General features: G+C 67.1%; 17 protein-coding genes. 13 read left to right on the top strand and 4 right to left on the bottom strand.

Annotated elements, in window-relative coordinates:
• Nucleotides 1-224: 224 nt before the first annotated feature.
• The gene (locus NG696_RS08125; protein ID WP_252575107.1) at nucleotides 225-1,166 is read left to right on the top strand and encodes an EAL domain-containing protein; all 942 of its coding nucleotides are present in this window, start codon (nucleotides 225-227) and stop codon (nucleotides 1,164-1,166) included.
• 73 nt (nucleotides 1,167-1,239) lie between these two features.
• On the opposite strand, the gene NG696_RS08120 is transcribed toward NG696_RS08125, so the two are convergent.
• From NG696_RS08120 to NG696_RS08110, 3 genes are all read right to left on the bottom strand, one after another.
• Nucleotides 1,240-2,046 (bottom strand): glycerophosphodiester phosphodiesterase family protein, encoded by an 807-nt coding sequence (locus tag NG696_RS08120; protein WP_374208686.1) that lies wholly within the window; start codon nucleotides 2,044-2,046, stop codon nucleotides 1,240-1,242.
• Nucleotides 2,047-2,073: 27 nt separating this feature from the next.
• Nucleotides 2,074-2,322 carry a hypothetical protein gene (locus NG696_RS08115; protein WP_104060210.1) on the bottom strand — a complete coding sequence of 83 codons (249 nt, stop codon included), beginning with the start codon at nucleotides 2,320-2,322 and terminating at the stop codon, nucleotides 2,074-2,076.
• 104 nt (nucleotides 2,323-2,426) lie between these two features.
• Nucleotides 2,427-3,245, bottom strand: a complete 819-nt coding sequence (locus tag NG696_RS08110; RefSeq protein WP_252567921.1) for an HAD family hydrolase — start codon at nucleotides 3,243-3,245, stop codon at nucleotides 2,427-2,429.
• 216 nt (nucleotides 3,246-3,461) lie between these two features.
• Here NG696_RS08110 and NG696_RS08105 point away from each other — a divergent pair, with 216 nt between their 5' ends.
• Nucleotides 3,462-4,646, top strand: a complete 1,185-nt coding sequence (locus NG696_RS08105) for an ABC transporter substrate-binding protein (RefSeq protein WP_252567919.1) — start codon at nucleotides 3,462-3,464, stop codon at nucleotides 4,644-4,646.
• Nucleotides 4,647-4,802: 156 nt separating this feature from the next.
• Nucleotides 4,803-5,717 carry a DUF1905 domain-containing protein gene (locus NG696_RS08100; RefSeq protein WP_252575105.1) on the top strand — a complete coding sequence of 305 codons (915 nt, stop codon included), beginning with the start codon at nucleotides 4,803-4,805 and terminating at the stop codon, nucleotides 5,715-5,717.
• Nucleotides 5,718-5,762: 45 nt separating this feature from the next.
• Here NG696_RS08100 and NG696_RS08095 read toward each other — a convergent pair whose 3' ends face one another.
• Nucleotides 5,763-6,701 (bottom strand): PfkB family carbohydrate kinase, encoded by a 939-nt coding sequence (locus NG696_RS08095; RefSeq protein ID WP_252567916.1) that lies wholly within the window; start codon nucleotides 6,699-6,701, stop codon nucleotides 5,763-5,765.
• A gap of 66 nt (nucleotides 6,702-6,767) precedes the next feature.
• On the opposite strand from NG696_RS08095, the gene NG696_RS08090 reads away from it, so the two are divergent.
• From NG696_RS08090 to NG696_RS08045, 10 genes are all read left to right on the top strand, one after another.
• Nucleotides 6,768-8,522: a sialidase family protein gene (locus NG696_RS08090; protein ID WP_252575103.1), complete on the top strand. Its 1,755-nt coding sequence runs from the start codon at nucleotides 6,768-6,770 to the stop codon at nucleotides 8,520-8,522.
• A 142-nt stretch (nucleotides 8,523-8,664) separates the two neighbouring features.
• Nucleotides 8,665-10,287, top strand: coding sequence for an ABC transporter substrate-binding protein (locus NG696_RS08085; protein ID WP_252575101.1), 1,623 nt, complete (start codon nucleotides 8,665-8,667; stop codon nucleotides 10,285-10,287).
• Between the two features lie 164 nt (nucleotides 10,288-10,451).
• Complete coding sequence (locus NG696_RS08080) at nucleotides 10,452-11,408, top strand: ABC transporter permease (protein WP_256472038.1); 957 nt, start codon at nucleotides 10,452-10,454, stop codon at nucleotides 11,406-11,408.
• A 3-nt stretch (nucleotides 11,409-11,411) separates the two neighbouring features.
• Nucleotides 11,412-13,547: a dipeptide/oligopeptide/nickel ABC transporter permease/ATP-binding protein gene (locus NG696_RS08075; protein WP_252575099.1), complete on the top strand. Its 2,136-nt coding sequence runs from the start codon at nucleotides 11,412-11,414 to the stop codon at nucleotides 13,545-13,547.
• A complete protein-coding gene (locus NG696_RS08070) occupies nucleotides 13,544-14,359 on the top strand; it encodes an ATP-binding cassette domain-containing protein (protein ID WP_252575097.1) in 816 nt (271 codons plus the stop codon). Before NG696_RS08075 ends, NG696_RS08070 begins: the two co-directional genes overlap by 4 nt.
• 36 nt (nucleotides 14,360-14,395) lie before the next feature.
• Nucleotides 14,396-15,337: a dihydrodipicolinate synthase family protein gene (locus NG696_RS08065; protein WP_252575095.1), complete on the top strand. Its 942-nt coding sequence runs from the start codon at nucleotides 14,396-14,398 to the stop codon at nucleotides 15,335-15,337.
• Between the two features lie 187 nt (nucleotides 15,338-15,524).
• Nucleotides 15,525-16,472: an ROK family protein gene (locus tag NG696_RS08060; protein ID WP_252575093.1), complete on the top strand. Its 948-nt coding sequence runs from the start codon at nucleotides 15,525-15,527 to the stop codon at nucleotides 16,470-16,472.
• An 85-nt stretch (nucleotides 16,473-16,557) separates the two neighbouring features.
• The gene (locus NG696_RS08055; protein WP_252575091.1) at nucleotides 16,558-17,241 is read left to right on the top strand and encodes an N-acetylmannosamine-6-phosphate 2-epimerase; all 684 of its coding nucleotides are present in this window, start codon (nucleotides 16,558-16,560) and stop codon (nucleotides 17,239-17,241) included.
• Nucleotides 17,238-18,509 (top strand): N-acetylglucosamine-6-phosphate deacetylase, encoded by a 1,272-nt coding sequence (nagA, locus tag NG696_RS08050; RefSeq protein WP_252575089.1) that lies wholly within the window; start codon nucleotides 17,238-17,240, stop codon nucleotides 18,507-18,509. The genes NG696_RS08055 and nagA overlap by 4 nt, the downstream gene beginning before the upstream one ends.
• Nucleotides 18,510-18,862: 353 nt before the next feature.
• Entirely contained in the window at nucleotides 18,863-19,327 is a 465-nt protein-coding gene (locus NG696_RS08045; RefSeq protein WP_252567898.1) for a CPBP family intramembrane glutamic endopeptidase, read from the top strand.
• The last annotated feature ends 256 nt before the right edge of the window (nucleotides 19,328-19,583 follow it).

Raw genomic sequence — 19,583 nt, 5'->3', positions numbered from 1 at the left:
GAGGCCAGGAAGATCGGCATTAATCAGAAGTAGCGAATTCCGAAGGCATCTGGAAATTTGAAAATAAAGGGTCCAAGGAGCCATTACTTCGTCAACTGGGGGCGTTGCTAATGACGGTTCGGGTACAAGCTTGGGGAGTTATTGCGGCGGTTTTGGCGGATTCCGATCCTGCCGGGGCGGCAATACGTCAGCGCCTTAGCAACCGCTTGGGGGAAAACCCCGGCATGCCGGAACGGGCCCTGCTCGAATATCTTCTGGAACGCCGGCAACAGGACACCACCGAGGCGGATACGCCCGACACCGCGCGCTTCCCGCAGCCTCTCAGCGCCATGCCGCCACAGGTGGCCGAGCAGCTGGACTCCCTGCGCAGCCTGTCACGGATCAGCGCGCTGCTGGAAAACCAGATGCTGATGACCGCGTTCCAGCCCATCTACGGCCTCGAGTCCAAGGCCGTTGTGGGCGTAGAGGCGTTGTCGCGCTTTGTCAGCGACGACGGCGCAAGCGCGGAACTCTGGTTCGCCGAGGCTGCCGCCGTTGGCTTGGGCGCCAACCTGGAATTCTCGGCCCTCGCATCCGCAGCCGCCGCTGCCGCGAAACTCCCCCCGCATCTCTATGTCTCCCTGAACATCTCCCCCACGTCATGCCTGGATCCCCGGCTGCCCGAATTGTTTGACCACATCGAGCTGCCAATAGACCGCATTGTGCTCGAATTAACAGACGGAATTCCGGACGAGGAATACTCGCATTTCGTTTCCGCAATTACGCCGCTCCGGGAACGCGGGCTGCGCATTGCAATCGATGATTCACACCCCGGCGCCGGCGCCCTGAGCCGGATGCTCCATCTGCGGCCCGACTTCATCAAGCTGGGCAGGAATGTGATCAGCGGCGTGGACACGGATACCTCCCAGCACGCCCTGGCCGCGTGCCTGGTGGACTTCGCGGAGCAGATCGGCAGTGTTCTTGTGGCCGAAGGTGTTGAAACCACCGAGGAACTGATGGTCCTCACCGAGTTGGGCTTCAGCGCCGGCCAGGGCTACCTGCTGGGCCGGCCCTCAGTGCGGCCGAAGGATTGGGCGGCATGGAATACGCCGCTCGACCCCGATGGGTTCCGCCACCTCGCCGCCGCAGCCGATCACGGTCCCGACGGTTCCGGCGGCTCCGACTGACGTAGACCACGCGGCGGCATACGGCGGCACAGCGCGTGCCGGCACGCTCGAAAACAGCAGGCTCGAATCCGGGTCAGCTGCCGGGCCACTCGCCTCGCTCCTGCAGGACCTGCTTCAGCAGATCCGCGCGGTCGGTCACGATCCCGTCCACGCCCAGGTCCAGCAACCGGTGCATCTCAGCGGGATGGTTGATGGTCCACACATGGACCACCAGGCCCAGGGCGTGCGCCCGCCGCACATAGGCAGGCGTCACCACGCGGATCGCCCCGTACCGGACCGGAACCTGCAGCGCCTGGATATCCCGCAACGGACCCCGCAGCACATAGCGCAGCCACGCGGCCGGAAGCACCGGACCCAACAGGACGAACAGCGCGTTCGTCACCATCCCTGCCGACGACACCACCGGACGGCTCAGCAGCTTCAGCACCGCCCGGCGTCGGCGGTCTGAAAAACTGGCCACCAGGACCCGGTCATGCGCGCCGTGCCGTTCGATGCCGGCGGCAAGGCTTTGCACGGAGTTCCAGTCTTTGACGTCCAGGTTCAGCCGGGCGGCCGGGAAGGCCATCAGCAGGTCATCGAAGAGCGGCACGGGCTCGCGCCCGCCGATCCGCGCGGTGGAAACCTCTGTGGCGGTCAGCTCGGAAATCCGGCCACGGCCGTCAGTGACCCGGTCCAGGGTGTCGTCGTGGAAGAGCAGCAGCACGCCATCGGAGGTGGTGTGCACATCCGTCTCGAGGTACACATAGCCAAGTTCGGCGGCGGCCCGGAAGGCGGCCATCGAGTTCTCCAGCCCCTCCCGCGAGAATCCGCGGTGGGCCATGGCAATGGGATGCGAGGGACGGGCAGCACCGCCGGAAGCATCAAAAAACGGCTCAGTCACGTTTGCGAGCGTACCGGAGCCGCTGGGCTATGTGTCCTGCGGCACAATCTCCACGCCGTCACTGCAGTGCAGCAGTGTGCGGCCGTGGCCGTTGTCCAGATCCACCCACACAGCGGTGTGGTCCCAGGTGATGGCGTCCACGAAACCGCTGGTTTCGTATCCCTGGGTGAGGCGGACGCGCACGCGGTCGCCCTCTTTCAGTGCCTTCCAGTGCGCTGCCGGCTCTGCCGGGCGCAGCGGCGCTTCGGCCGCGCGTTGGTTGCCGTTCCTTGCCATGACTTCCCCTTTAGCCGCGGATGTGTATCCGTAGCCCACGGTAGGCGGCAAACGTGAACGGAAGGTGAGCGGAAGCTGTGAATTTCCGGCTACAGAGCCGGGGGTCAGGACAGCTCTACGCCCAGCGCCGCGAGCCTGGCCTCGAGAACCTGGGCCACGCCGTCGTCGTCAAAGTGGGGTGCCTGCTGCCCGGCGGCGCTGATGGCGTCCGGATGGCCGCTGGCCATGGCGTACCCGTGGCCTGCCCAGCGCAGCATCTCGACGTCGTTGGGCATGTCCCCGAACGCCACGACGTCGGCCGCGTCAATGGACAGGGAGTTGGCGTATTCGGCCAGGGTGACGGCCTTGTTGACGCCGGGGAGGGACAGTTCCAGCATCGCCACGGTGGGCGCGGAGTGCGTGGCGGACGCCAGATGGGCGACGGCAGGCCGCACCGCGGCCAGGAAGTCGTCCGCGGTGCCATCCCTGACAATCGCCAGGAACTTCACGACGGCGTCGTCCGGGGTGAGCGTTTCGGCCAGCGGGGCGGGGGTAAATTCGACCAGCAGCTCGCTGGAACCGTTCTCGATGAAACCGGGCTCGAGATGGAATCCGGTCAGCGTTTCCGCGGCGAAGAGAGCGGCCGGGCGCAGTTCCTTGATGATCCGCCGCAGTTCCAGCACCGCGTCCATGCCCAGCGTCCGGGCGGAAACCAGCCGGTCCGCTTCGAGGTCCCACACCACGGCGCCGTTGGAGCAGATGACCGTGCCGGTGTGGCCAAGCTGTTCCTCCAGCGGGTGGAGCCAGCGCGGCGGGCGGCCAGTGACAAAAACGAGCTCGATGCCAGCGTCCCGGCAGGCGTGGAAGGCCCGGACGGTGCGGTCGCTGATCTTTCCGTCGTGCCCAAGAATCGTTCCGTCAATATCACTTGCTACCAGCCGCATCCTGCCAGTCTACGTGGGGCAGGAGGCTTCCCGGGCCGTGAAGCTTCGTCCCTGGGGCTGGCCTGTTGGAGTCGCCCGGCGACGTTTTTTGACGCCGCGCTACGTTCTGTTGAGCCTGCACGTCGTTGCGTGAACGTCCGTGTCCGGTGCCGTTGTGGGGCGTGGGGGCCGTCCGTAACTTCATCTTCAACATCTTCCGCAAGCAAAGGAAATACCGTGACAACTCCCCCGGATAACACTCCGCAAAACCAACCGGCCGCCACCCGCATCGTGGCCGGCCAGGCTTCCGCTCCGAAGCGTCCGCTCGGCCTGAAGATCGGCATCGTAGCTGGCATTCTGGCCTTGGTCGGCGGCGGCGTGGCCGTGGCATCGGCCTTCTCCGGCAACGACGCCGGCACCTCCGCAGCGTCCTCTGCCGCCCCGGCCGGCAACCCGGCAGCAGAGCTTAAGCTCGGCTATTTCGGCAACGTAACGCACGCAACCGCGTTGGTGGGTGTCAGCCAGGGCTACATCCCCAAGGAGCTGGGCGATACCAAACTGAGCACGCAGGTCTTCAACGCCGGGCCCGCCGCGATTGAGGCCCTGAACGCCGGAGCCATCGACGCCACCTACATCGGCCCGAACCCGGCCATCAACTCGTTCGTCAAGAGCGGCGGGGAGTCCATCAGCATCATTGCCGGAGCGGCCGCCGGTGGTGCGCAGCTGGTGGTCAAGCCGGAAATCACCTCCGCCGCGGACCTGAAGGGCAAGACGCTCGCCTCGCCGCAGCTCGGCGGCACGCAGGACGTGGCGCTCCGCGCCTGGCTCGCCACCCGGGGCTACAAAACCAACGTGGACGGCAGCGGCGACGTGGCCATCAACCCCACCGAAAACGCCCAGACGCTGAAACTGTTCCAGGACGGAAAGCTCGACGGCGCGTGGTTGCCTGAGCCGTGGGCGTCCCGCCTGGTGCTGACCGCCGGGGCCAAGGTCCTGGTGGACGAAAAGGACCTCTGGGACGGCTCACTCTCCGGCAAGGCGGGCGAGTTCCCCACCACCATCCTGATTGTGAACAAGAAGTTCGCTGCCGAGCACCCGGACACCGTAAAGGCGCTCCTTAAGGGCCATGCTAAGTCCGTTGACTGGCTGAACAGCGCGGCTGCAGCCGAGAAGGCCAGCGTCATCAACGCTGCCCTCAAGGAAGCGGCTGGCGCCGAACTCAAGGCCGACGTGATCGAGCGTTCCCTGAAGAACATCGTCTTCACTGTGGATCCGCTCGCCGGAACCTACCCCAAGCTGCTCAAGGACGGCGTGGAAGCCGGCACCACCAAGCAGGCGGACATCAACGGCATCTTTGACCTGACGGCCCTCAACGAGGTCACCGGGCAGAAGACGTCCGCGGCCAGGCTCGGCAAGGAGTAGCCAGGACCTCATCGGTTGCTCCGTAGGCGCCCTTTTGACCCCTCAAAACGGCGCCTACGGAGCAGTCGATGAGGCAGAACCCACGTACTCCGCCGGGGCCGCGTTCAACCCGCGGGGTTCCTTTTCGAGCCGACCGGCCGGGTCGATAATGACCGTATGGTTCGCTTCACCGCCACCGTTCGGCTGCGGGGTCCCAATCCGTTCGTGGACGTCCCGACGGCAGCTGCGGCTGAGCTGCTGCCGCTTGCCGAGCATGGCCGGATCAGGGTGACCGGCACGCTCAGGGGCACGGAGTTCAATGCCACGGTGACGCCAGTCAGGTCCGGTCGGCACGTCCTGTATCTTTCCGGCGGCCTGCGGACGGCAACGGGCGTGCGCGTCGGGGAAACGGTCACAGTGGACGTTCAAGCGCTCAACGCCAACGAGGTCATCCCACCCGGAGATTTGGCTGCCGCCTTGGACGCAGCGGTGGGAGCGTCGGACAGCTGGGGGCAGCTCCCCGTTTCGCACCGGCGGGAGCTGACGCGTTTCCTTGAGGACGCCCGGACCCCGTCGACGCGGGCACGCCGGGTTGAGCAGCTCGTGGCCCTGGTGCAGGGCCAGGACGTCCGGCCGCCGGGCCTGCGCACCGGCGGCGCCTTGTGGACCTGCCCGTCTTGCGGACGGCAGTTTGTCACGCGGAACATGAACCATTCCTGCTCACAGCACACCCTCGACGAGCCGTTCCGTGACAGGCCAGAAAGCATTCACCGGCTGTTCGAGGTGGTTTGCCGGACGGTTGAGGCGATCGGTCCGGTAACGCTGGTTCCGTACAGGGACCGTGTCGCCTTTATGGTTCGGGTCCGGTTCGCCGGGGTCAAACCCGCGAACAAGTGGCTCGATGTGGAGTTCTGGCTCACGCGCCGGGTTGAGTCGCCCAGATTCCGACGGGTCGAGATGCTGTCTCCGTACACGCATCTCTACACGGTGCGGGTGACCGAGCCATCCGACGTCGCCGGCGAACTGGCCGCCTGGCTCCGTGAGGCCTACGCGGTGGGCTGCCAGGATCATCTGCGCAGCCCGACGGCCTAGCGGTCATGGGGCCTGGACGTCGGGGCCTGGGCGTCGCGTCCCGCGTTACTCCCCCGGGACCGCGTTCAGTTCGGCACGCGTGGGCGGGTTGGCGCCCGGGCGGGAAACCGTAACGGCCGCCGCGCGGGCTGCGTGGGCCAGGAGTTCGGCCAGGCCCTCGGCCGGAAGTTCGCGCAGGTCCTTCCGGTTCTGCGCGCCGTCCAGGCCGCGGTCCACGATCCCCGATAGCAGCGCGGCCATAAAGGAGTCACCGGCACCCACGGTGTCAGCCACTTCCACGCGAGGCGCGTCAATGGCAGCTTCACCGGCGGCCGTAATGCCCCACGGTCCGGCCGCACCGCGCGTGACAACCACCAAAGCCGGCCCCTCGGAACCGCCCAGCGACAGCCAACGCCGCGCCGATTCCAGCACATCCACACCCGGGTACAGCCACTCCAGGTCCTCGTCCGAGGCCTTGACCACGTCCGAGAGGGTGACAAACTTCTCCGCCTGCGTCCGCGCATAAACCACGTCGGTGATGATGCTGGGCCGGCAGTTGGGATCGAAGCTGATGGTGGCGGCGGGGTGGGCGTGCTCGACGGCGGCCAGCACCGCCGCGGCGCCCGGCGCCAGCATCGTGGCGATGGAGCCGGTGTGCAGCAGGGTGGTTCCCTGGAGCATAAAGGCGAGGCGGTCCGCCAGGCCGGGAAGCTCCCAGGCGAGGTCGAACGTGTAGGTGGCGGCGCCGTCGTCGTCAATTACGGCGGTGGCCACGCTGGTAGGCAGCTCGTCGGGGCCCAGCGGCAGCATGACCGAACTGGAGCGCAGGTGCGCCGCCACCGAATCCCCATAGGCATCACGGCCGTAGCGGCCAACGAACTGCACGGGATGGTCAAGGCGGGCCAGGCCCACCGCGACGTTAAGCGGACTGCCGCCCACGTGGGCTTCGATTCCGGAGGCGCGCTGGACAACGTCAACAAGGCCTTCGCCAATAACTGTGAGCATGGTCATAACTCTGCCAGACATGCGCCCGCCTACACACGCGTGTTACGTGTCCCCTACCATGGAGATATGACATCCCATGTCCTTCAGCCAACGGCGGCTGCCATGCCCGACGTCGAACACGTCCTCGCGGTCCGCGGCACTGGCGGCTACCGGCAATACAGGATCCCCGCCCTCGCCGTCTCGCGCCGGGGCACCCTGCTGGCCGCTTACGACGGCCGCCCTAACCTTGATGACCTGCCCAACCCGATCGACCTCCTGCTCCGCCGCAGCACGGACAACGGCCGGACGTGGGGCGCGCAGCAGGTAGTAAGGACGGGCAGCGGCCTCAACGGCTACGGCGATCCGAGCCTCCTGGTGGACGTGGAGACCGACCGGATCCTGATGTTCCACGCCGCCGGAACGCGCGCCGGATTCTTTGAAGCCGCGGCCGGGCTGGAACCCGATGACAACGTCCAGCACTGCGACCTCAGCTACTCGGACGACGACGGCCTGACCTGGCAGCACCGCAGGATCACCGCCCAGCTCAAGCTCCGCCCGCCGGTTCACACGCGTGGGCCAAGTACGGGCGAGCCGGACATCACCGGAATCTTCGCCGCGGCCGGGCAGGGCATCCAGATCCACGCCGGCCTTTACCGCGGCCGGCTGGTGCAGCAGTTTGTGGTCCTGGCTGGCGGCGAGATCATGGCCGCCTCGGCGTACAGTGACGACCACGGCGACACCTGGACCCTCGGGGAGCTCATCGGCGCCCGGACGCACGGTCACGCCCCCAACGAAAACAAGGTTGCCGCCCTCCAGGATGGCCGTCTCCTGCTGCACAGCCGCGGCACGCCGCGCCGCCTTGCCGCAATATCGGACGACGGCGGGGCCACCTGGAACGCACTGCGACCTGTCGCGGACCTCCCGGACCCGGGTGACAACGGCTCGCTGGTCCGCTTCGACGGCCTGCCGTCCGTGACCTCCCTCGCCGACGAGTCCACCGGCTCATGGCTTCTGGCCACCAACAACCAGGACACGGCCCTGCGGCGGAACACGGCGATCAGCCTGTCCACAGACAACGGCCTCAGCTGGCCCGCGAAGATAGTCCTCTGCCCGGGCAGCTCGGCATATTCGACGGCCGCCCGGCTCCCCGACGGCAACATCGGCATCCTCTACGAGCGCCAGGGCTACCGGGAAATCGTGTTCGTTTCCGTGCCCGCGGAGCAACTCACCGAACAGCTCACCGCCCGTCCCGCCGCCACTGGGAGCGCCGCCGGGATTATCCCGCCTGAGTCCGCCGGCGAAGCCCGCGTGCCCGGCGCGGGTCTTGTATTCGACATGGTTCTGCGCTCCATCACGCCCGGCCGCCCGAAGGCCTGGCAAAACGCCGGCGAGTTCCACGTCATGAAGTCCGGCAGTGGGGACTGGGGCGTGCACACCTGGAAGGAAATCGGCCAGGGCTACTCGGCCGAAGCTGCACAGGTCATCGGCACGCGGGAGGCGCAGGACCTGAATTACGGACCCACCATTCCCGGCTACAAGGCCGGGGACATCCTGGCCTTCACGGGCCGGGCACGCAATGACGGCCCCCTGCCGGCAACCTCGGTCCAGCTGTCCGGTCCCGGCTCGGACGCCTTCCCCGTCGCGGATCTTGGCCCCGGGGAAGAAGCCCTCTACTTCACTCCCGGCTACACCGTCACCGCCGCCGATGTGGCGCGCGGCTACGCCGAGGTGGCCTACGAGGTGGCATTTGAAATGACCGGCGAGCGCTGCGGCACTGCCGAGCGCCGCCGTCGTGCTTTCAGGTTTGACACTGTCTCCGGCGACGTCAGCGCGCCCGGGTGAGAGAGCGTTCGCCGAAAACCCACAGAAAGTGAGAGAGCGTTGCAAGAGTGGCGCTTGACGTGAACCTGTGATGACGCTTACAGTCGACATACGAGCTCGGACGTCCTACATCCGATAAACCTTCTGGAATGGCGAGGCCCTCATGAACAACATCACCAAGAACCTGCCGCTGGTCAATGACGCCAGCCGCCGGAACTTCCTCAAGCTCACCGGTGCCATGGGCGCCGCTGCAGCATTCACCGCCTCTGTCGCCGCGTGCGGCAGCCCGGCAGCTACCACCACCGGCAGCTCGGCAAGCGCTGCGGCAGTCAACAAGGACCTCACCATCGAAGCGGGCATCTCCTACGCCCTCTCCACCGGCTTCGATCCGCTGAGCTCCTCAGGCGCCACCCCGATGGCCGCCAACCTGCACATCTTCGAAGGCCTCATCGAGCTGCACCCGGCCACCCGCGTGCCGTACAACGCGCTGGCGGCCTCGGACCCCAAGAAGGTCAATGACACTACCTACCAGGTGACCATCCGCGAGGGCGCCAAGTTCCACGACGGCACCCCGGTCACCACCGAAGACGTGGCCTTCTCCTTCACCCGCGTGATGGACCCGGCGAACAAGTCCCTCTTCTCGCAGTTCATCCCGTTCATCAAGGAAGTCAAGCCCATTGACGCCAAGACGGTCGAGTTCACCCTCAAGTACGCCTTCCCCGGCTTCGGACCGCGCATTTCCGTGGTCAAGGTTGTCCCCAAGGCCTTGGCCACGGACCTCAAGGCCTTCGACGCCAAGCCCGTCGGCACCGGCCCCTACAAGCTCATCTCCGCCGCCAAGGACGACAAGATCGTCTTCGAAGCGTTCGCAGACTACAACGGCCCCAAGCCGGCACTGGCCAAGGGCATGACCTGGCTCCTGCTCTCCGACGCCGCAGCCCGCGTCACCGCCGTCCAGTCCGGCCGTGTCCAGGCCATCGAGGACGTCCCCTACCTGGACATCGACGGCCTCAAGTCCAAGGTCAAGGTTGAATCAGTCCAGTCCTTCGGCCTGATGTTCCTGATGTTCAACTGCGCCAAGGCGCCGTTTAACAACAAGCTGGTCCGCCAGGCCCTGCACTACGGCCTGGACAAGGAAGCCATCATCAAGAAGGCCCTGTTCGGCAACGCCAAGGCCGCCAGCTCCTACTTCCAGGAAGGCCACCCGGACTACGTCAAGGCCAAGAACGTCTACGGCTACGACGCCGCAAAGGCCGCGGACCTCCTGAAGCAGGCCGGCGTCACGAGCCTTGAATTCGAACTGCTCACCACGGACACCGCCTGGGTCAAGGACGTTGCCCCGCTGATCCTCGAATCCTGGAACAAGATCCCGGGCGTGAAGGTCTCCGTCAAGAGCATCCAGTCCGGCGCCTTGTACGCCGACCGCGTCGGCAAGGGCGACTACACCGTGGTCGCAGCCCCGGGCGACCCCTCCGTCTTCGGCAACGACGCGGACCTGCTCCTGAGCTGGTTCTACTCGGGCGCCACCTGGATGGAAAAGCGCGCCTACTGGACCGCACCGGAACGCGCCAAGCTGCAGGAACTCATGAACAAGGGCTCCCAGTCCGCCAAGGAAGACGCCAAGAAGATCACCGGCGAAATCGTGGACCTCGTCTCCGACGAAGTTCCCCTGTACCCGATCTTCCACCGCCAGCTGCCCTCCGCCTGGGACGACAAGAAGCTCAACGGCTTCAAGCCGCTGCCCACCACCGGCATGTCGTTCATCGACGTCGGCCGCACCGCCTAAGCTGCGCTGAGAACCAGCGCATCACCCGGGACTTCCCTGGAAACGGCATCACCAACTCGACGCAGCAGAGGGGCTGTGGCCCGCTGGCCATGGCCCCTCTGGGCTGAGAAGCACCACCCCGTGACGCTCCCCCCGCGGCACAACCAAACAAACCGGAGAACAAATTGGTCACGATATTGCGTCTGCTTGGCCGCAGACTCGCAGCACTGCCATTGATGATCCTGGGCATCACCCTGCTCGTCTTCCTAGTCCTGCAGGCCGCTCCCGGCGACCAGGCAAGCTCCGCCCTCGGCGACGGCGCCAGCGAAGAAGCGAAGCAGCAGTACCGCCAGGAAAACGGCCTGAACGATCCGCTGGTCATCCAGTACTTCAGCTTCCTCGGCAAGCTCCTGCAGCTGGACCTCGGCGTCACCACCCCGCCGGCGAAGTCGGTGGCCTCCATGATCGGCTCCGCGTTCCCCCTGACGCTGCAGCTGACCTTCCTCGGCGTGATCGTCGCCGTGGTCCTGTCGCTGACCTTCGGCATCCTCGGCGCCCTCTACCGCGACAAATGGCAGGACCAGCTGGTCCGCGTTTTCTCGATCGCCGCGATCGCCACGCCGTCGTTCTGGCTGGGCATCCTCCTGATCCAGTGGTTCGCCCTCGGCGCCAGCCCCCTGTTCCCCTCCGGGGGAATCGCGACGCCGGAATCCGGCTTCGGCGGCTGGCTCAACTCGATGGCCCTCCCGGCCCTGGCCCTCGGCATCCCTGTCTCCGCCTCGCTGATCCGCGTGGTCCGCACCTCGATGGTGGAGGAGCTGGACCGCGACTACGTCCGCACCGCCATCGGCAACGGTGTCCCCTACCGCGAAGTGGTCTCCAAGAACGTCCTGCGCAACGCGCTGGTGACTCCGGTGACCGTGCTGGGACTCCGCGTGGGCTACCTGCTCGGCGGCGCCGTCGTGATTGAAATGATCTTCGCCCTGCCCGGCATGGGCCAGCTGATCCTCAACGGCATCACCAATCTGGACGTCAACCTGGTCCAGGGCGTGGTGCTCACCATCTCCGTCACCTTCGTTCTGGTGAACATCGTGGTGGACCTCCTGTACCTGCTCATCAACCCCCGAATCAGGACGGTATAGCTCATGCGTAGCAAGCTTGCTGAACGGCTGAGTGCCCCGGGCATCCGTTTCAAGGCCCTGCCTTGGGGCTCCCGCATCGCCCTCCTCTTCCTCATCATGATCGTCCTCTCCGCCGTGTTCGCGCCGGTCATCGCGCCGCACGATCCGCTGGAGACCTTCATCCCCGCCACCCCGCCGGGCGCCGAGCACTTCTTCGGCACGGACCGGCTGGGCCGCGACATCTTCTCCCGACTGCTCTTCGGCGCCCAGTCCTCGCTGATGATCGGCCTCGGCGCCGTGATCCTGGCCATCCTGGTAGGCGCCCTGCTGGGCTCCTTCGCCGCGACGTCCAGCAAGGCCGTCAACGAACTGATCATGCGCCTCATGGACATCCTGATGGCGTTCCCGGGCATCGCCCTGGCCGCAGTGCTGCTGGCCGCGTTCGGCAACTCGGTTCCCACCATCATCATCGCGATCGCCATCATCTACACCCCGCAACTGGCCCGCGTGGTCCGCGCCAACGTGCTCTCCCAGTACGGCGAAGACTACGTCCGCGCTGAGCGTGTGATCGGCGCAGGCCGCTTCTACATCCTGCTCAAGCACATCGTCCGCAACACCGCCGCCCCCGTGCTGGTGTTCGCCACGGTCATGGTGGCTGACGCCATCATCCTCGAAGCCTCGCTGTCCTTCCTCGGCGCCGGCGTCCAGGACCCCGCCCCGTCGTGGGGCAACGTGATCTCCTACGGCCGCAACCTGGTCCTGTCCGGCGGCTGGTGGGCCACCACCTTCGCCGGTGTGACCATCCTGCTCACCGTGCTGTCCCTGAACATCCTCGCCGAGGGCCTCACCGACGCCATGGTGAACCCGAAACTGCGCAAGGCACCTGTAGTAAAGGACGACGACGGCTCGGCAGCTGTCGTTGCCGGCGCAGCGGTGGGTGCCGGCGTCGACACCCAGATCGGGACCTCCGTGGCCCAGCCGTCAGTGGTGGAAGAGCACGAGCTCGACGGCGTGCGCGCCGCCTACGGCGACGTCCTCACCGAGGAGCACTACAACGAGGCAGCCATCCTCTCCGATCCGAAGCTGGCCGCGGCGAACCCGCACCTGCTGCTGGACAAGGAACTGGAACTGCTCTCCGCCATCGAGGCCACGCGCACCGACCGCCTCCCCCAGGTACCGGCCGGCGCCCGCAACGTCCTGGAGGTCAGGAACCTGTCCATCCGCTTCCCGGGCCGCTTCGGCGACACCGCGATTGTGGACAACGTCTCCTTCACGGTCCGCGAAGGCGAAACCATGGGCCTGGTGGGCGAATCCGGCTGCGGCAAGTCCATCACGTCCCTCGCGGTCATGGGCCTGCTGCCCAAAACCGCGCAGGTCACCGGTTCCATCAAGTTCGACGGCAAGGAACTGCTGGATCCGGCCACCAGCCACAGCAGCATCAAAGCCTACGAAGGCCTGCGCGGCGAGCAGATCGCCATGGTCTACCAGGACGCCCTGAGCTCCCTGAACCCGTCCATGAAGATCAAGGACCAGATGGAGCAGCTGACCAAGCGCGGCGGCCGCAAGACCCCCACCGAGCTGCTGGAACTGGTCAAGCTTGATCCCGTCCGGACGCTCGCCAGCTACCCGCACGAGCTCTCCGGCGGCCAGCGCCAGCGCGTCCTGATCGCCATGGCCCTGTCCCGTTCGCCGAAGATCGTGGTTGCCGATGAGCCCACCACCGCCCTGGACGTCACCGTCCAGAAGCAGGTAGTGGACCTGCTCAACGAGCTGCGCGAACAGCTCGGCTTCGCCATGGTCTTCGTCAGCCACGACCTCGCCCTGGTGGCCTCCCTGGCCCACCGCATCACGGTGATGTACGCCGGCCAGGTGGTGGAATCCGCGCAGGCTTCGGAGCTGCTGCAGAACCCCAAGCACGAGTACACCCGCGGCCTGCTCGGCGCTGTCCTCTCCATCGAGGCCGACGCCGTGCGCCTGCACCAGATCCCCGGCACCGTCCCGTCCCCGCGCGACTTCGCCCCGGGCGACCGCTTCGCCCCGCGTTCACTGCGGTCCGACGCCGACCCCAACCAGCAGCTGGTCCTGACGTCAGTGGGAGCCGCCAATGGCGGGGACGCTGACCACTACTGGGCGAGCCACCTGAAGGAGGATGCAAAATGAGTCAGTCAATGCAGCAAGACTCAAAGCCGGTCATCGAGCTCAAGGACGTCAAGGTCTACCACCACGCACGTGGCGGCGGGCTCTTCCGCCCGAACATCGTCAAGGCGGTCGACGGCGTCGACTTCAGCATCAGCCGCGGCGAAACCGTGGGCATCGTGGGTGAGTCCGGCTGCGGCAAGTCCACGCTCGCGTCCGTGCTCGTGGGACTGCAGACGCCGACGTCGGGCGAGGTGCTGTTCCACGGCAAGCCCGCCATCAAGCGGAACGCCGCCATGCGCAAGGAATTCGGCCGGTCCGTGTCCGTGGTCTTCCAGGACCCGGCCACGGCGCTGAACCCGCGCATGACCGTCCAGGACATCCTCACGGACCCCCTCCAGATCCACGGCATCGGCACCGCAGCAACGCGCGCGGCAAAGGTCAAGGAACTCCTGGCCCTGGTGGGCCTGCCGCAGTCCGCGGCCGAGGTCACGCCGTCGCAGGTTTCCGGCGGCCAGCGCCAGCGTGTGGCAATCGCCCGCGCACTGGCACTGGACCCGGACATCATCGTGGCAGACGAGCCGACGTCGGCCCTGGACGTCTCCGTCCGCGCCCAGGTGCTGAACCTGCTCTCGGACCTGAAGACCCAGCTGAACCTCGGCATGGTGTTCATCTCGCATGACATCCAGACGGTCCGCTACGTCTCGGACCGCATCTGCGTTATGTACTTCGGCAAGATCGTCGAGCAGGGCACCGCCACCCAGGTCTTCGACAGCCCCACCAACGACTACACCAAGAAGCTCCTGGGCGCCGCCCCGAGCCTGCTCCACATCTAGCTTTCCCACCTCAAATTTTCGTCTAACCATCAATATTTGGAGAACACTGTGACCACCGTCGCTTCCCGTTTCCAGGGCGTCATTCCGCCCGTCGTAACCCCCCGCACCGTCGATGGCGCCATCGACGTACCGTCGCTGGAAAACGTCACCAAGCACCTGCTCGACGGCGGCGTCAGCGGCCTGTTCGTGCTGGGTTCCTCCGGCGAGGTCACCCATATGACCAACACCGAGCGCGACCTTGTCGTGCAGACCGTGGCAGGCGTGAACGCGGGCCAGGTGCCGGTGATCGTGGGCGCTGTAGAGCAGACCACCAACCGCGTCATCGAAGAAGCCAAGCGCGTCATCGCGCTGGGTGCCGACTCGATCGTGGCCACCAGCCTGTACTACGCCATCTCCAACGCCCAGGAGAACGGCACGCATTTCCGCTCCATCGCCGCCGCCGTCGACGTTCCCGTCTTCGCCTACGACGTGCCGGTGCGCACCCACTTCAAGCTGCCCACAGACCTTCTGGTCGAGCTGGGCCGCGAGGGCGTCATTGCCGGGGTGAAGGACTCCTCCGGCGACGACGTCTCGTTCCGCCAGCTGCTGCTGGCCGCCAAGGACATCCCCAACTTCGACATCTTCACCGGCCACGAAGTGGTTGTGGACGGCGCCCTCCTGGGCGGCGCCCAGGGTGTTGTTCCGGGCCTCGGCAACGTTGACCCGGCCGGCTACCGCCGCCTGTTCGACGCCGCACAGGCCGGCGACTGGGCCCAGGCCGCAGCCGAGCAGGACCGCTTGGCTGACGTCTTCGAGATCGTCTACACCCCCAAGGCCGGCCGCATGTCCGGCAACGCCGCGGGCCTGGGCGCCTTCAAGACCGCCCTGCAGCTCATGGGCATCATCAAGACGAACGTCATGAGCGCCCCCATGCTCTCCCTGGACGAGGACGAGACCGCCGCGATCAAGGTCATCCTCGAACGCAACGGCCTGGTCTAGTCATCGCTGCCGGGCGAGGCACTTAGGTGCCGGGCCGGGGTCTTGCGTAGGCGCGCATCGCCGACCAGAGTCGTCTGCAGGTCGCCCCGCGACCGGAAGACGACGCCGGGAGGCGTCTAAGCGCCGGCAAGGCCGCGGACTGGCACCGACCCGGCCACAACGAAACTGACAGGACAGAAGGACAGAAATGCAGTACGCGATCGGTGTTGACCTTGGGGGTACTAAGACTGCTGCCGGGGTTGTTTCCGGGGACGGGGAGGTCTTGTTTTCGGAGACCATTCCTACCCTGAACCGGGATGGTGGCGACGCGATCCTGGACGCTACTGCGGCACTGGTTTCTTCCCTCATGTCCCGGGCTCAAGCAGAGGGCCTGGACGTGGTGGGGGTCGGGGTTGGCTCGGCAGGGGTCATCGACGCCGCTCACGGTGTTGTGGTGTCCGCTACCGATGCCATCCTCGGGTGGGCCGGGACGGAGCTGACCGCAGGGTTGGCCCGCCGGCTGGGCCTGGCGCCGGCGGCTGTGCGGGCGGTGAACGATGTCCACGCGCACGCCCTGGGTGAGTCGTGGACGGGTTCCGCCGCAGGGACTGCAAGTTCGCTCCTGGTGGCCTTCGGCACCGGCGTCGGCGGCAGTTTTGTCCTGACCGGGCACCCGGTCCTGGGACACCGCTACGCGGGCGGCCACGTGGGCCACTTCGCCTCCCCATATGCGTTCCACGAGGGCCAGGCTGTCCCCTGTGTCTGCGGCGGGGCCGGGCACGTTGAGGCGATAGCCTCCGGACCCGCCATCCGCGAGGCGTACGTGCGTCTGGGCGGCAACCAGCCGGTGCTGGACGCCCGCGGCGTCTTTGCCCTCGCCGGCGCCAGCGATGCCATAGCCATCAAAGCCGTGAGCATGGGCGCCGCCGCGGCCGGCCAGGCCGTGGGCGGACTCGCCAACATCCTGGACCCCGAAGTGGTGGTGGTTTCCGGCGGGCTCTCCGACGCCGGAGCCCCCTGGTGGCGCCCCATGGAGCGCGCCCTGCGCGCCGAACTCCTGCCGGCACTGCTCGGCCTCCCCGTCCTGCCCGCTAAACTCGGCAACGCAGCAGCAATGGTGGGCGCCGCGCGCCTGGTCCTCACCACTCCGTCCTGACACCGTCGTCCCAAGCACCTCGCCTGACCACCGCGCCCCACCCCGATCTTCAGCCCGCTCCGCCAACCTTCCAGAGGAACCGACCGTGATTCTGACCCCCGAAGCCCTCGAAGCCCTGCGCGGGCAACTCATCGTGTCCTGCCAGGCGTCTCCGGGCGAGCCCCTGCGGGACCCGCGCACCACGGCGCAGATGGCCGCCTCCGCGGTGATCGGCGGCGCCGCTGCTGTCCGTGTCCAGGGCCTGGCCGATGTTCAGTTCACGCGTGCAGCCGTTGAGGTTCCGGTGATCGGGCTCTGGAAGGACGGGCACGACGGCGTCTTCATCACTCCCACACTCCGCCACGCTTTGGCTGTGGCCAACGCGGGCGCCCACGTGGTGGCGATCGACGGCACGCGCCGGGAGCGACCGGACGGCCTGACCCTGGCCCAGATGGTGGCGGGCATCCACCAGGATTCCCACGCCTTGGTGATGGCGGACTGCGGCTCGTTCGACGACGCTGCCGCGGCTGTCGAGGCCGGAGCCGACCTGATCGGCACCACGCTGTCCGGCTACTCCGGCGAGCGCCCCAAGACGCACGGCCCCGACCTGGAACTGCTGGAGCAGATCGCGGCCGCCGGCTTCGGCGTGCCGCTAATCGCCGAAGGCCGCCTCCACTCCCCCGCCCAGGCCCGGCAGTGCCTCGACGCCGGCGCGTTCGCCGTCGTCGTCGGTACCGCGATCACGCACCCGGCCACCATCACCGGCTGGTTCGCCGAGGCCCTGAAGTGACTCCGCCGCCGGAACGAGCACAGCCGGAAAAAACACAGCACACCGCCGCCGGGTCCGGGAACTACCTGCTGGCCGGCACAGTCCTGACCGACGGTTCGGTCCAGGACGACGCCGTGGTGGCCGTCGCGGACGGCCGCATCGCGTATGTGGGGCCCCGCGCTGGTCTGGCTAAGGCGGCGCTCACCGGCCTTGAAGAACTCGAACTGCCACCGGGAAGCATGATTCTGCCCGGCCTCGTGGACCTGCACTGCCATGGGGCCGTGGGCGGCGACTTCCCCAGCGGTGATAAGGAGGCTGCCAGGACCGCCGTGGACTTCCTGCACCGCAGCGGCACCACCACACTGCTGGCAAGCATGGTCACGGCGTCCCGCGAGGACCTGATGCACGGCCTGGCAACCCTGCGGCAGCTCGCCGACGAAGGACTCATCGCGGGCATCCACTCCGAGGGCCCGTTCCTGTCCCACGCGCGCTGCGGCGCGCAGGATCCGCGGTACCTGCGCGAGCCGGACCTCCCCATGCTGGGCGAGCTGCTGGCCGCGGCCGGCGGCCACCTGCGGACCATGACCTACGCGCCCGAACTTCCCGGCGCCGACGCCGTGGTGCATACCCTCGCCGAGCACGGCGTCACGCCGTCATTGGGCCACACTGACGCGGACGCGCGGACGACGGCGGCCTCCCTCACCGCGGCGGCGGAGCTGCTGGCGGCCTCCGGCCTGGATACCGTATCGCGCCCCACCGTCACACACCTCTTTAACGGCATGCCGCCGCTGCATCACCGCAGCCCCGGACCCGTCGCCGCGTGCCTCCGGCTGGCCGGGGCCGGAACGATTGCCGTGGAACTCATCGCCGACGGCGCGCACCTGGACCCCGAAACGGTCCGGATGGTCTTCGAGCTGGTGGGTGCAGAAAACGTGGTCCTGGTGACCGACTCCATGGCCGCCACCGGACTGCCGGACGGCGACTACGAGCTGGGTCCCGCCGCCGTCTCTGTCAGCGGTGCTGTGGCCCGGCTCAGCAACGGCACCCTCGCCGGCGGGACGGCCACAATGCTGGACGTGGTGCGGCGGACCATTAACTCCGGTGTGGAGCCAGCCGCAGCCGTCCTTTCAGCCACCGCGGTTCCGGCGGCCATCATTGGCCAGGAGCAGGAAATCGGAAGCCTCCGAGCGGGGCTGCGGGCCGACGTCGTGGTGGTGGACCACGACTTCCGCCGGGTCCTGGTCCTGCGCGAGGGGCGCACCCTGGGCCGCCCCGCCGTCGGAGTTTAGCGCCGGCTCTGGACTGCGGGAACGCCGTCAAGGCCAGCGTCCAGCACTGGCGCGCACGCGGGCAGGGGCGGACAACTGGAGCACCTTGCAGCGACCGTTTGGAGCCATCATGCGCCGTTCCACGGGCTGGCTAAAACACCACAGGCTTTTGGCATTCTTTGTCCTGACCTACGCGATTTCCTGGGCATCGTGGCCCGCTTGCTGCGGCCGTTATCGTCATCGCCCTGGCCGAGGGCCTCCCTGGCTTCAGTGCTTGGGGACGGCGACTCATCCGGTGGCGCGTCGGGTGGATCTGGTACGCCGTCGCGCTTCTCCTGCCCGCCGTCCTTGTCCTGGTCGCGGGGCTCATCACCATGGCAGTCGGGGCCTCCGCTCCGGGCCTCGCACAGCTGACGTGGAGCGGGCTGCTTACTGTCTTCGCCGTCCGGCTGGTCAATCCGCTGGACGGACCACTGGGCGAAGAACCCGGGTTCCGCGGCTACGCCCTCCCGCTGCTTCAGGTGTCCTGTCCCCCGCTGCTGTCCGCAGCCATTCTCGGCGTCCTCGTAGCTCTGTGGCACCTGCCGCTGGTCCTCTTTGGCGGGCTAAGCCTGATCGGCCTGCCGACGACGTTCGCCATCACCTTCCTCTACGTCTGGCTTTTCAACCGCACAGGCGGCAGCGTCCTGCTGACGCTTCTGTTCCACAACAGCCAGGGCACCTTCACGACGGGTTCCTTCGGCTTCACCGGCGCCGGTGCCGACCGCGCGGAACTGATCTACTTCGTGGTCGTTGTTCTCGCGGTTCTGGCCACTTTGACGCTGGATCGCCGGGCCTAGCGCAAGGCACCCCGCCCGGCCACCGCCGTCGGGCGCTTCTCCCTCAGGAGGCGACCCAGGTGAACGACGGCGGGCAACAGTCGCCCTGCGAACGGCGCCTATAGTCCCGGTCAGGACCAGGCCACCCCATTCAAGCAAGGAGGAAAAATGGCCTCACCGCTAGGTGCGTGGGTCGGTAATTGTTTGAGGGTTCCTCAGGTTTGAGCCGTAATGGCCCGAGGCCGGTTTCCTTGTCTTGGAAAGGTGCCGGCCTTTT

This window comes from Pseudarthrobacter cellobiosi, assembly GCF_023913755.1.
Lineage (GTDB): Bacteria > Actinomycetota > Actinomycetes > Actinomycetales > Micrococcaceae > Arthrobacter > Arthrobacter cellobiosi.
The sequence above is the reverse complement of the archived record's forward strand: the minus strand, read 5'-3'. Positions and strand labels throughout refer to the sequence as shown.